The organism is Jiella pacifica (genome assembly GCF_010500815.1).
GTDB lineage: Bacteria > Pseudomonadota > Alphaproteobacteria > Rhizobiales > Rhizobiaceae > Jiella > Jiella pacifica.
The window spans coordinates 109119-121133 of sequence record NZ_JAAAMG010000015.1 but is presented as its reverse complement, the minus strand read 5'-3'; the positions used below and the strand labels follow the sequence as shown (position 1 = coordinate 121133).

The following is a 12015-nucleotide window of genomic DNA, read 5'->3' as shown; positions in this document are numbered from 1 at the left end:
CATGGCAGAACCCTACGATCGTCGCTTCAAGCCGTGAGGTCCGAAGTCTATCTTCAAGGACAATCGAACTTGACAAGGACTTCAAAAATGAAACGTCAAAGAGGCTTCGTCGCCGGTGTCGTCGATTTCTTCGGGGACGTTCGGGCAGCCCGCCATTGCGCCGCCGCGCTCGAGGCCGGCCGCAAGCCCCCGGAAGCCGCTCTGCGCCGCCTCGGCCTGAACCGCGAGATGTTCGACCGCTACGTCTGATCGGCGCGCAGGCCGGACGACGGCGACACCGCCCGTCATCCGCGAGCGAACCAGGGCCAATGCGCCTGATGCCCCGCTCAGTCTGGCCGGCGATGACGAGAGGCGTCGCAGACGGCACCCCTCCGGCAATGCAAATTGAGGCCTGACGCGTCGCCGCCCCAGACCTCTGCCCCTCCCGGTGCGGTGTTATCGCCGATATCAGGGCAGGACCGGATTACGATCCGCCCACCCGGCTTTGCTTATCGCGACATCAACACCGGTGCGGTCATCTGCTGCAGGATCTTCCGGGTGACGCCGCCGAACAGCATCTCGCGGATGCGCGAATGGCCATAACAGCCCATGACCAGGAGGTCGGCGCCGACGTCCGCGAGATAGTTCAACAGCGCGTCCGCCACGGCGATTTCGCCGCTGTGGGTGATATTCTGTTCGATCTTCAGGCCATGGCGCGCCAGCGCCGCGGCGAGATCGCCGACGGGCGCCAGCCCCGTCTTGGCATCGCTGCGATGCGGATCGACGGCGATGACCCGCACGAGCTCGGCCGCCGACAGAAGCGGGATCGCGTCGAAGGCGGCGCGGGCCGATTCCCGCGTCCCGTTCCAGGCGACGACGGGTCGCTCGCCCACCGTGGCGTAGCGTCCCTCCCGGGGCACGAAGAGGATCGGCCGGCCGGTCTCGAACAGGACGTCGGTCACCAGCCCGCCGCCGTACCATTCCGACGTGTGCGACTGGGCGACGACGACGAGGTCGGCGCACAGGGCATGCCGGGTCACGGCCCGGGCATAGTCCGGGGCGACCGGCTCCTCGCAGCGCCATTCCATTGAAACGTCGGTGGCGGCCGCCCGCGCCTCGAAGGCGGCCCGGACCGCATCGGCGGCATGACGCAGCGACTTGCGCGTCTCCTCCAGATATTCGACCGAGATCTCCGTGGCGAGATCTGCGAGGGCGCTCGGCGTCACGTGCAGCCCGACGACATGGGCCGCGTGCTTCTCGGCGATCGGCAGGACGACGTCGAGCAGCCGATCGACGCGCTCGGCGGAATCGAGACAGACGAGGATGGTCCGATACATGCTCTTCTCCCGGTGTTCACGCGGCGTGGGGCGTTGACGCGGCCTGTCGCGTCGCCCCGGCGATATCGATGTCGAGGACCACGCGGCCCTCGATCTTGCCGGACTTCAGATCCGCGAAGATGTCGTTGATCGCGTCGAGCGGGGCGGTTCGAACCTGGCTCTTCACCTTGCCGGCGACGGCGAAGGCGATCGCCTCGTCGAGGTCGGCCCGCGTTCCGACGATCGACCCGCGCACGGTGATGCGCTTCAGGACGACGTCGAAGATCGGCGTCGGGAACTCGCCGGCCGGCAGTCCGACGAGGCTGACGGTGCCGCGCCGACGCACCATGTGGAGCACCTGGTTGAAGGCCGGCACGGAAACCGCCGTGACGAGGACGCCATGGGCGCCGCCGCCGGTGACCTCGAGAACCTTCTCGACCGCGTCCGGCGCCGAGGCGTCGATGGCGACGTCGGCGCCGTCGCGCTTGGCCAGTTCCAGCTTGTCCGCCGCGATGTCGAGGGCGACGACGTTGAACCCCATTGCCTTGGCATATTGCACGCCGACATGGCCGAGACCGCCGATGCCCGAGATCGCCACCCATTGGCCGGGCTTGGCGTCGGTCTCCTTCAGCCCCTTGTAGGTCGTGACGCCGGCGCACAGGATCGGCGCCATCGCGGCCAGATCGACGCCGGCCGGCAGGCGCGCGGCGAAGGGGGCCGCGGCGATGACGTATTCGGCAAAGCCGCCGTTGACGCTGTAGCCGGTGTTGTGCTGGTGCTCGCACAGGGTTTCCCAGCCGGTCTCGCAATATTCGCAGGCCCGGCAGGCATCGTGCAGCCAGGGCACGCCGACGAGGTCGCCGAGCGCGAGTTCGCTGACGCCCGCGCCGAGTTCCGCGACGGTGCCGACCACTTCGTGGCCGGGAATGAACGGCAGCGTCGGCTTGACCGGCCAGTCGCCCTCGGCGGCGTGGAGATCGGTGTGGCAGACGCCGCAGGCCGCGACCTTCACCAGGACCTCGCCCGGGCCTGGCCGTGGCACGGCGACGTCTTCAAGCACCAGCGGCTCGCCAAACCTGTGGACGACGGCGGCTTTCATCATCTGGGTCATGTCGGAAACTCCATTCGGTTGGACCCAGACTAGAGCCGGCAGCGGCAGGAACATTGATCGGGATCAAGCCCGGTGTTTTTCGCGGCAAGACGGTCGGTCGCCGCGGGGAGTGCCGGCGAGACGCTTGCGGCCGTAGCGCACGACCGGCTTTTTTGCCGTTGCGCATTTGATTTTCGCAGGTGCAATATTCCCCGCATGCCGCAGCCGCTCACGATCCTCCTCGTCGACGACAATGGCCTGCGCTCCTCGATCATCGAGGAAGGCCTGCGGGAGGCCGGCTACGGCAACGTGTCGGTCGTCACCACGGTCGCCGGGCTGGTGAAGCGGATCGAGATGCTGGAACCCGACGTCATCGTCGTCGATCTGGAAAACCCCAATCGCGACCAGCTCGAACATTTCTTCCAGGTCTCACGCGTGGTGAAGCGGCCGATGGCGATGTTCGTCGACCGCTCCGACACCGCCGAGATCGAGGCGGCGATCGAGGCCGGCGTCTCGGCCTATGTCGTCGACGGGCTGAAGAAGGAGCGGATCAAGCCGATCCTCGAAATGGCGATCTCGCGCTTCAACGCGGTCAGCCGCCTCTCGCGCGAGCTCGCCGAAGCAAGGTCCGAGCTCGCCGAGCGCAAGACCATCGACCGCGCCAAGGGCATCCTGATGAAGGCCAAGAAGCTCGACGAGGCGGGCGCCTACAAGCTGCTGCGCCGCACCGCGATGAACGAGAACCGCCGGATCGGCGAGGTCGCCGCCAGCCTCGTCTCCGCCTACACCCTTCTCGGAGACGACTGATGGCCGGGCCGAGTTTCATCCGCGCGGGCTACGTCCCGCTGCTCGACAGCGCCGTCCTGATCGCCGCCGTCGAAAAGGGCTTTGCCGAGGAGCGCGGCGTCTTCCTCTCATTGCAGCGGGAAACCTCCTGGGCGACGGTCCGCGACCGGATCGGCGTCGGCCAGTTCGACTGCGCCCACATGCTGGCGCCAATGCCGATCGCCGCCAATCTCGGCCTCGGGCCCCTGCCCGTGCCGATGCTGGCGCCGATGGTGCTGGCGCTCGGCGGCAACGGCATCACCGTATCCAACGCCGTCGCCGAGACGATGGACCAGAGCGCGCCGGGCGATTTCGACAGGGCGCCGCTGAGCGCCGGCCGCGCCTTCGCGGCCGTGGTGCGGCGCCGCGTCGAGGCCGGCGAGGCGCCGCTGCGGCTCGCCGTCGTCCATCCCCATTCGAGCCACAACTACGACCTTCGCTACTGGCTCGCCGCCTGCGGCATCGTGCCGGAGAAGGACGTCGAGATCACCGTCGTCCCGCCGCCGCTGATGCCGGACGCGCTGGCCGGTGGCGGCATCGACGGCTTTTGCGCCGGCGAGCCATGGGGCACGATCGCGGTGCAACGCAAGGCAGGCCGGATCGTCACCAGCCGGGCGGAGATCTGGCGGCGCGGGCCGGAAAAGGTACTCGGCGTCCGGCGGGCCTTCGCCGAGGAAAATCCCGAGACGCTGTCGAACCTCGTCCGGGCGCTCTGCGACGCTGCCGCCTGGTGCGCCGACCCGGAAAATTTCGATGGCCTTGCCAGGCTCCTCGCCGGGCCCGAGCGGATCGACGTCGACGAGGCGGCGCTGATGCCAGGCCTTGCCGGCCGGCTGGAGACGGCGCCGGGCCGTTTCCGCGCGATCGCAGACTTCATGGTGTTCGCCGGCGGCGGCGCCAACCGCCCCGAACCCCGCCACGGCCGCTGGCTCTATCGCCAGATGGCCCGCTGGGGCGACGCGCCCTTCTCCGATGCGGGCCTCAGGATCGCCGACGAGACGTTTTCGCCGGCCCTCTTCGACGTGGCGATGGGTTTCGCCGCGGACAGCGACGCCTCGCAGGAAGCCGGCGAGCGGCCGGCCGGACTGTTCGACGCCGAGGACTGAGCCGCCGCTCTCGTCGCGTGTCGGATGGGTTGGAAGGCGAGACTTGGATGCCCCGCAAGGCAGATGCCTACATCATGGGCGCCCCGGCTGCTCGATCCGATTCCAAAATGACGATATTTTGTGCATGTAATAGAAAAGCCTAAAAAACTCGCGAAAATGGCCTCTTCCGCATTGCGAAGGGCTGCAAGCTGTTCTAACACTATGCCGTGAGGCGATCAGAGTCGTCTCGAAACATTCGGCGTCCAAAGGCGGGCGTCACTGGCAAGGCTGCCGACACTTCTTTGCACCGTCACAGACCAGGGGTCGTGACGAGAAGGGTCGGGCAGCCTTTTTCTTTGTCCAAAATTTCACCAGGCCGGTGCGTTTCTACGCCCGGCGACGGGAGAGCTTTGCCGAATGCCGATCCTGGCCGTGATCATCCGTCGTTGCTTCATCGCAGGGCCGCTCGTCGGCTTCAGGCAAGAGGCCGGAATCGGGCTGACGGCCCTTTCTGCCGCGGTCGCGCGATCCCTTCGGCCAACCGATCCAAGCCGTCAATCCATGGAGCCTTTCGCCCATGCCTGAAAAACTCGTCGTCATCGGCAACGGCATGGCACCCGGCCGGGCGCTGGAACACCTCTTCGAAAAGGCCCCCGGCCAGTACGAGGTGACGATCTTCAACGCCGAGCCGCGGGTCAACTACAACCGGCTGATGCTCTCGCCGGTCCTGTCCGGCGAAAAGACCTACGAGGACATCGTCACCCATGACGACGCCTGGTACGCGTCTCACGGCGTCACGCTCCACAAGGGCAAGCGAGTCGAGACGATCGACCGGGCGGCCAGGACCGTTACGGCCGCCTACGGGACCACGGCCCCCTACGACAAGCTGATCGTCGCCACCGGCTCCAACCCCTTCATCGTGCCGATCCCCGGCTCCACCCTTACCGGCGTCCTGACCTATCGCGACCTCGACGACGTCGAGACGATGCTGGAAGCCGCAAGCACCGGCGGCCGCGCCGTCGTCGTCGGCGGCGGCCTGCTCGGCCTCGAAGCCGCGGCCGGTCTGAAGATGCGCGGCATGGATGTCACCGTCCTGCATCTCATGCCGACGCTGATGGAGCGTCAGCTCGACCCCGCCGCCGGCTATCTCCTGGAGCGCTCCTTGAAGGCGCGCGGCATCGACGTCGTCACCAAGGCCAACACCCACGCCATCCTCGGCGAGGACAAGGTCGAGGGCGTGAAGCTCGACGACGGCACGGTGATCGACGCCAAGATCGTCGTCATGGCCGTCGGCATCCGGCCCTCGACGGATCTCGCCAAGGCGGCCGGGCTCGACGTCGGGCGCGGCATCAAAGTCGGCGACGACATGCGCACGTCGGATCCGGACATCTTCGCGCTCGGCGAATGCGTCGAACATCGCGGCCAGTGCTACGGCCTCGTCGCGCCGCTCTACGAGATGGCCGAGGTCGTCGCCTCGCAGCTCTGCGGGCCCTGCGAATCCCGCTATCTCGGCTCGGTGACCTCGACCAAGCTGAAGGTCACCGGCATCGACCTGTTCTCCGCCGGCGATTTCGCCGAGGGCGACGACCGCGAGGAGATCGTCCTGCGCGACGCCTCCGCCGGCGTCTACAAGCGCCTGGTGGTCAAGGACGACCGCATCATCGGCGCGGTGCTCTACGGCGAGACGGCGGACGGCGCCTGGTTCTTCGACCTGATGAAGAAAAAGACGCCGGTCTCGGAGATGCGAGAAACGCTGATCTTCGGCCAGTCCTACCAGGGCGGCTCCCCGCTCGATCCGATCGCCGCCGTCGCCGCCTTGCCGGGCGATGCGGAGATCTGCGGCTGCAACGGCGTCTGCAAGTCGAAGATCACCGGGGCGATCAGCGCCAGGGGCCTGACCTCCCTCGACGAGGTCCGCGCCCATACCAAGGCCTCTTCCTCCTGCGGCACCTGCACCGGCCTCGTCGAGCAGCTGATGGCGCTGACCCTGGGCGATGCGTTCAACCCGCAGGCCGTCAAGCCGATGTGCGGCTGCACGGACCTCTCCCATGCCGACGTGCGCCGGTTGATCGTCGCCAAAACTCTAAAGTCGATCCCGGAGGTCATGCAGGAGCTCGAATGGAAGACCTCCTGCGGCTGCGCCAAATGCCGGCCCGCGCTGAACTACTATCTCCTCGCCGACTGGCCGGGCGAATATGTCGACGACGACCAGTCGCGCTTCATCAACGAGCGCGTCCACGCCAACATCCAGAAGGACGGCACCTATTCCGTCGTCCCACGGATGTGGGGCGGCATGACGACGTCGCAGGAGCTCCGGGCCATCGCCGACGTGGTCGACAAGTTCCAGATCCCGTCGGTCAAATGCACCGGCGGCCAGCGCATCGACATGCTGGGCGTGAAGAAGGAGGACCTGCCCGCCGTCTGGGCCGATCTCAACGCCGCCGGCATGGTCTCGGGCGCCGCCTACGGCAAGGCGCTGCGCACGGTGAAGACCTGCGTCGGCACCGACTGGTGCCGCTTCGGGACGCAGGATTCCACCGGCCTCGGCGTCCGGGTCGAACGGTTCATGTGGGGCTCCTGGACGCCGGCCAAGGTGAAGATGGCCGTCTCCGGCTGCCCGCGCAACTGCGCCGAGGCGACGTGCAAGGATGTCGGCGTCATCTGCACCGACGCCGGCTACGAGATCCACTTCGCCGGCGCGGCGGGCCTCGACATCAAGGGCACCGAGGTCCTCACCCAGGTGAAGACGGAGGACGAGGCGCTCGAGATGATCGTCGCCCTCGTCCAGCTCTATCGCGAGCAGGGCCACTATCTCGAGCGCATCTACAAATGGCTGAAGCGGGTCGGCATGGCGTCGATCAAGGCGGCCGTCGTCGACGATCCGGCGAAGCGCCGGGTCTATTTCGACCGCTTCATCTACAGCCAAAAGTTCTCCCAACGCGATCCCTGGGCCGACCGGGCGAGCGGCGGCATGGCGAGCCACGAGTTCAAGCCGATGGCCGACATCCCGTTCCAGGAGGCCGCCGAATGAGCGACTGGCACCGGATCGGCCTCGTCACCGACATTCCGCGGCGCGGCGCCCGCTGCGTCAATTCCCCCTTCGGCCGCATCGCGGTGTTCCGCACGGCCGAGGACCGGATCTTCGCCACCGAGGACCGCTGCCCCCACAAGGGCGGGCCGCTGTCCCAGGGCATCGTCCACGATTCCTCGGTCACCTGCCCGCTCCACAACGCGGTGATCTCGCTCAAGAGCGGCGAGATGCGCGGACCGGACGAAGGCCGGGTGCGCGTCTTCGCCACCAGGGTCGATCCGCTCACCGAGGTGATCGAGCTTTCGCTCGAAGACGAGGCGGCAGCCATCCGGGAAGCCGCCGAATGACGGCAAGTCCCCGCTCTGGGGCCGGGAAGCGCACAGCCCGCAGAGACAGCGGCGAGACACCCGTGGGGGAGGACCGGCGCCAGGACGGCGGGGGAACCGCCCCTCGCGCGTGAGACCGACGACCAAAATCAACTTCAAGCAGGGGAATTCGACACGATGTCATATCTCGCACCCAGGGAATTCGTGACCAAGATGGTCGACGCCGGCGAGGCGAAGATCTTCATGAGCACCAAGGACACGCTGATAAGAGCCTATATGGCCGGCGCGATCCTGGCGCTCGCCGCCGCCTTCGCCGTGACGATCACGGTCAACACCGGCAATCCGCTGATCGGCGCGCTGCTCTTCCCGGTCGGCTTCTGCATGCTCTACCTGCTCGGCTTCGACCTCCTCACCGGCGTCTTCACCCTCGTGCCCCTCGCCCTCCTCGACAAGCGGCCGGGCTGCGACATGAAGGGCCTCGCCCGCAACTGGGGCCTGGTCTTCCTCGGCAATTTCGCCGGTGCGCTGACCGTCGCCCTGTTCATGGCGATCATCTTCACCATGGGGTTCACGCAGGAGCCCGACGCCGTCGGCCAGAAGATCGGCCATATCGGCGAGGGCCGCACGCTCGGCTATGCGGCGGCCGGCTTCGGCGGCATGCTGACGCTCTTCATCCGCGCCGTGATGTGCAACTGGATGGTCTCGACCGGCGTGGTCGCGGCGATGATGTCGACCTCGGTGACCGGCAAGGTGGTCGCCATGTGGATGCCGATCCTGGTGTTCTTCTATCTCGGCTTCGAGCATTCCATCGTGAACATGTTCCTGTTCCCGTCCGGCATCATCCTCGGCGGCCAGTTCACCTGGATGGACTATTTCCTCTTCAACGAGATCCCGACGATCATCGGCAACATCGTCGGCGGCCTGACCTTCGTCGGCGCGACGCTCTATTCGACCCACTACGGCACGAAGCAGGCTCGCAACGCCGCCGGCCCGGTCAGCCCGCTGGCCCAGCCGGCCGAGTGAGGCGAGAGGCGTCGCAAAGACGATGACCCGCCCGCTGCTGCGCTCCCTCCAAGAGATCTTCCCGCCGTCCGACGGACCGGCGGGAAGAACGGCCGCGCCGAAGCCCGACAAAAGCCCGCCCCCCGGTGGACCACCGGCCGGCGACGGTCGGACTGGAGGCCGGACCGAGCGGCGATCGGAACAACGGCCCGAGGAGCGGCCTGCCGATCCGGTCGCGCACGCGGTCCCGCGCCAAACCGAAGACCCGGCGAACCCGGCCATCGACACCCTCGCCGTCTCTCTCGGCGGCTGGTCCGAGGCCGGCGCCAAGCCGGCGAACCAGGATTTTTACGGCGCCGTCGTGCCGCGCGGCGCGGCTTTGTCCGCCAAGGGCATCGCGGTCGCCATCGCCGACGGCATTTCCTCCTCGCGCCACGGCCGCGTCGCCGCCGAAACCGCGGTGAAGAGCTTCCTCACCGATTATTACTGCACCTCAGAGGCCTGGAGCGTCCGCCATTCGGCGAGCCGGGTCATCGACGCGGCCAATGCCTGGCTGCATGCAGAGACCCGCCGCGCCGCCCGTCTCGACGCGGGCTCCGGCCTCGGCCCCGACGGCCCAGATCCCGATCGCGGCCACGTCACCACCTTCAGCGCGCTCGTCCTGAAAGGCCGGACGGCGCATCTCTTCCATGTCGGCGACGCCCGGATCAGCCGGCTTTCGGGGCAGACCTTCGAGCCCCTGAGCGAAGATCACCGGCTGATTCTCTCGTCGTCAGAGAGCTATCTCTCCAAGGCGCTCGGCATGGCGCCGAATGTCGAGATCGACTATCGCGCCCTGCCGCTTCGCCAGAACGACGTCTTTCTTCTCACCACCGACGGCGTCCACGAGCATCTGCCACCCACCGAACTCGCCGCCCTCGTCCTTGCAGCCGGCGCCGATCTGGGCTCCGCGGCGAAGGCGATCGCCGCCAAGGCGCTCGCAAGCGGCAGCCGCGACAATCTCACCGTCCAGATCCTCCGCGTCGACCGGCTGCCCCAGGCCGAGGCCAGCGAATGGCTGGCGGGCGGCGATCTCGAACCGCCGGCGGTCATTCCCGGCGAGGGCGAGACCTTCGACGGCTGGGCGATCGAACGCCGCCTTCACATCGGCCCGCGCAGCCACGTCTATGCCGCCCGCGACGCCGCGACCGGGGAGCGCGCGGCGCTGAAGTTCCTCGCCTCGGAGCTTCGCGACGATCCGTCCGCCCGTCGCAGCCTGCTGATGGAGGAATGGATCGCCGCGCGGCTCTCCAGCCGCCATTGCATGCGGACGCTCCCCCGCCAGCGGCCGCGCTCGGCGCTCTACACGGCGATGGAATTGCTCGAAGGCCGTACCCTCCGCGCCATTCTCGACGAGAGGTCGCACATGCCTCTCGCCGAGGTCCGGCGGATCGTCGCGGACGTCGCCAAGGGCCTCCAGGCGATGCATCGCAAGGAGATGGTGCATCAGGATCTCAGGCCCGAAAACGTCATGATCGACGGCGAAGGCCGCGCCGTGCTCGTCGATTTCGGCGCCGCGAGGGTCGCCGGCGTCGAGGAGGCGAGACCCGTCGCGCTCGACACGCCGGCGGCCGGCGCGCTGCAGTTCGCCGCGCCCGAACAGCTTTGCGGCGAGGTCGGGCGGGTGCGCTCCGACGTCTTCTCCCTCGGTGTGCTGACCTATCACATGCTCACCGGGCGCCTGCCCTATGGGGCAGCGCTGGCGAGAACCCGCACCGCACGCGAGCAGCGCCGCCTCGCCTATCGGCCGGCCGCAGACGAGGACCGCGACGTTCCCGACTTCGTCGCGGGGGCGCTGAGGAAGGCGGTCTCGATCGACCCCGCCCGCCGCTACGCCGAGGTCGCCGAATTCGTCCACGACCTCTCCCATCCGAACCCCGCCTTCACCCCGCGCGAGCGCCAGCCGCTGGCCATGCGGGATCCCGTCCGTTTCTGGCAGGCGGTCTCGACCGTCCTCGCCGTCGCCGTCATCGTCCTGGCCGGCCTTCTGCTCGCCGGATGATTCCGCCTCGACCGCAACCCGTGAAGGAGTAGATTTTTCGATGACAACCGACATCATGAGCCGCGACGACGTCACCGCCCTCGTCCTCGCCCAGAAGAAACGCAAGAAACTGACCTGGGAGGGAATCGCCGCCGAGCTCGGCATGTCGCCGATCTGGACCCACATGGTCGCCACCGGCATGGGCGCCTGCCCGCCCGACAAGGCCGAGATCCTCGGCCGGCTGCTCGACCTGCCCGAGGCGGCCGTCGAGGAGCTGCAGGAATGCCCGAGCAAGGACTGGAGCCGGGACGTGCCCACCGATCCCTGCATCTACCGGCTCTACGAGATCGCCGGAGTCTTCGGTCCGTCCTTCAAGGCGCTGGTGCACGAGAAATTCGGCGACGGCATCATGTCGGCGATCGATTTCGACATGGTCGTCTCGAAGGTCGAGGATCCGAAGGGCGACCGGGTGAAGGTCGAAATGACCGGAAAGTTCTTGCCCTACAAGAAGTGGTGAGGAAGCCGGGCTCCGCCCGGGAGCAGCCGGTTTTTCTCCGGCGCCGCCGACAGGGACGACGCGCCGGCGGGCGCGGCGCGATCTGACGTCGCGCCGCCATCCGGCCGCGCTTTCGGCTGCAAGATGTCTCGCCTCTCAGGCGATCGCCGAGCGCCGCGTCTCGTGATCGTCGCGCAGGCCGTCGCGCTGCTCCATCTTCTCGGCATGTTCGAGCTCGGCCTCGGCCTCCTCCAGCGAAAGCCGTGCAGCGTTGATCTGGACCTTCAGGTCCTTGGCCGAGTTCTGCAGATTGTCGCGCCGTAGGCGCGCCGCCTTGGCGAAGGTCGAATAGGCGAAATGGGTGATGTCGGTTATCCCCGACTTCTTTTCCTCGTTGATGATCTGCGCATCCAGTTCCCCGGCCATCCGCGAAAAATCCTGCATCATGAGCTCGAGCTGTTCGACCTGACGGCGCTTTTCCAGCACCTTGAAGCGCGTCAGCCGCACCATGTTGTCGCGTTTCATGCACACACCCTCAACTCACGGCCCTGCCAGGCAGGGCACGTTGGAACTCCGCGTTTGACGGCTTCGGGCAAGGCTCGTGGCCTATGCCCTTAACCGTCTGTTTACGCGCACGGTTAATCATAGGGTCGAGGGTTTAAGGCAGGGTAAACCGATCCAAGCCAAACGGTCCCGCGGTGCGGACCATGGGCTCGGGTGCTTCGCCGGACCCAATGTCGGATCGCGGTCCCCCCGCGATCCGGGTCCATGAAGGGCCAGGAGGATTTGTTAACCATTCAGTGCCAGTTTGGGCCAAACGATGACAAAAAATGCATTGCCGAATT

At 67.3% G+C, this 12015-nt stretch carries 11 protein-coding genes; 8 read left to right on the top strand and 3 right to left on the bottom strand.

Annotation, left to right across the window (positions count from 1 at the left end; all coding sequences use genetic code 11):
* Window positions 1-87 precede the first annotated feature (87 nt).
* Window positions 88-249 (top strand): hypothetical protein, encoded by a 162-nt coding sequence (locus GTK09_RS17745; protein WP_163464799.1) that lies wholly within the window; start codon window positions 88-90, stop codon window positions 247-249.
* A gap of 239 nt (window positions 250-488) precedes the next feature.
* On the opposite strand, the gene GTK09_RS17740 is transcribed toward GTK09_RS17745, so the two are convergent.
* Both GTK09_RS17740 and adhP read right to left on the bottom strand, forming a co-directional pair.
* Entirely contained in the window at window positions 489-1316 is an 828-nt protein-coding gene (locus GTK09_RS17740; protein ID WP_163464798.1) for a universal stress protein, read from the bottom strand.
* Window positions 1317-1332: 16 nt separating this feature from the next.
* Window positions 1333-2406, bottom strand: coding sequence for an alcohol dehydrogenase AdhP (gene adhP / locus GTK09_RS17735; RefSeq protein ID WP_163464797.1), 1074 nt, complete (start codon window positions 2404-2406; stop codon window positions 1333-1335).
* Between the two features lie 195 nt (window positions 2407-2601).
* On the opposite strand from adhP, the gene GTK09_RS17730 reads away from it, so the two are divergent.
* From GTK09_RS17730 to cynS, 7 genes are all read left to right on the top strand, one after another.
* Window positions 2602-3192, top strand: coding sequence for an ANTAR domain-containing response regulator (locus tag GTK09_RS17730; protein WP_163464796.1), 591 nt, complete (start codon window positions 2602-2604; stop codon window positions 3190-3192).
* A complete protein-coding gene (locus tag GTK09_RS17725) occupies window positions 3192-4316 on the top strand; it encodes a CmpA/NrtA family ABC transporter substrate-binding protein (RefSeq protein ID WP_163464795.1) in 1125 nt (374 codons plus the stop codon). Before GTK09_RS17730 ends, GTK09_RS17725 begins: the two co-directional genes overlap by 1 nt.
* 556 nt (window positions 4317-4872) lie before the next feature.
* Window positions 4873-7326, top strand: a complete 2454-nt coding sequence (gene nirB / locus GTK09_RS17720; protein WP_163464794.1) for a nitrite reductase large subunit NirB — start codon at window positions 4873-4875, stop codon at window positions 7324-7326.
* Window positions 7323-7673 (top strand): nitrite reductase small subunit NirD, encoded by a 351-nt coding sequence (gene nirD / locus GTK09_RS17715; protein ID WP_163464793.1) that lies wholly within the window; start codon window positions 7323-7325, stop codon window positions 7671-7673. Before nirB ends, nirD begins: the two co-directional genes overlap by 4 nt.
* A gap of 156 nt (window positions 7674-7829) precedes the next feature.
* A complete protein-coding gene (locus GTK09_RS17710; RefSeq protein WP_163464792.1) occupies window positions 7830-8675 on the top strand; it encodes a formate/nitrite transporter family protein in 846 nt (281 codons plus the stop codon).
* Between the two features lie 22 nt (window positions 8676-8697).
* Window positions 8698-10695: a bifunctional protein-serine/threonine kinase/phosphatase gene (locus tag GTK09_RS17705; protein WP_163464791.1), complete on the top strand. Its 1998-nt coding sequence runs from the start codon at window positions 8698-8700 to the stop codon at window positions 10693-10695.
* Window positions 10696-10735: 40 nt separating this feature from the next.
* Window positions 10736-11191: a cyanase gene (gene cynS, locus GTK09_RS17700; protein WP_246217978.1), complete on the top strand. Its 456-nt coding sequence runs from the start codon at window positions 10736-10738 to the stop codon at window positions 11189-11191.
* Window positions 11192-11326: 135 nt separating this feature from the next.
* On the opposite strand, the gene GTK09_RS17695 is transcribed toward cynS, so the two are convergent.
* Window positions 11327-11695, bottom strand: coding sequence for a flagellar export protein FliJ (locus tag GTK09_RS17695; protein ID WP_163464790.1), 369 nt, complete (start codon window positions 11693-11695; stop codon window positions 11327-11329).
* Window positions 11696-12015: the final 320 nt, after the last annotated feature.

Excerpts from the sequence above, each read along its gene's own strand:
- GTK09_RS17745 (WP_163464799.1), top strand. The coding sequence starts at position 88 with ATGAAACGTCAAAGAGGCTTCGTCGCCGGTGTCGTCGATTTCTTCGGG.
- GTK09_RS17740 (WP_163464798.1), bottom strand. The coding sequence starts at position 1,316 with ATGTATCGGACCATCCTCGTCTGTCTCGATTCCGCCGAGCGCGTCGAT.
- adhP (WP_163464797.1), bottom strand. The coding sequence starts at position 2,406 with ATGACCCAGATGATGAAAGCCGCCGTCGTCCACAGGTTTGGCGAGCCG.
- GTK09_RS17730 (WP_163464796.1), top strand. The coding sequence starts at position 2,602 with ATGCCGCAGCCGCTCACGATCCTCCTCGTCGACGACAATGGCCTGCGC.
- GTK09_RS17725 (WP_163464795.1), top strand. The coding sequence starts at position 3,192 with ATGGCCGGGCCGAGTTTCATCCGCGCGGGCTACGTCCCGCTGCTCGAC.
- nirB (WP_163464794.1), top strand. The coding sequence starts at position 4,873 with ATGCCTGAAAAACTCGTCGTCATCGGCAACGGCATGGCACCCGGCCGG.
- nirD (WP_163464793.1), top strand. The coding sequence starts at position 7,323 with ATGAGCGACTGGCACCGGATCGGCCTCGTCACCGACATTCCGCGGCGC.
- GTK09_RS17710 (WP_163464792.1), top strand. The coding sequence starts at position 7,830 with ATGTCATATCTCGCACCCAGGGAATTCGTGACCAAGATGGTCGACGCC.
- GTK09_RS17705 (WP_163464791.1), top strand. The coding sequence starts at position 8,698 with ATGACCCGCCCGCTGCTGCGCTCCCTCCAAGAGATCTTCCCGCCGTCC.
- cynS (WP_246217978.1), top strand. The coding sequence starts at position 10,736 with ATGACAACCGACATCATGAGCCGCGACGACGTCACCGCCCTCGTCCTC.
- GTK09_RS17695 (WP_163464790.1), bottom strand. The coding sequence starts at position 11,695 with ATGAAACGCGACAACATGGTGCGGCTGACGCGCTTCAAGGTGCTGGAA.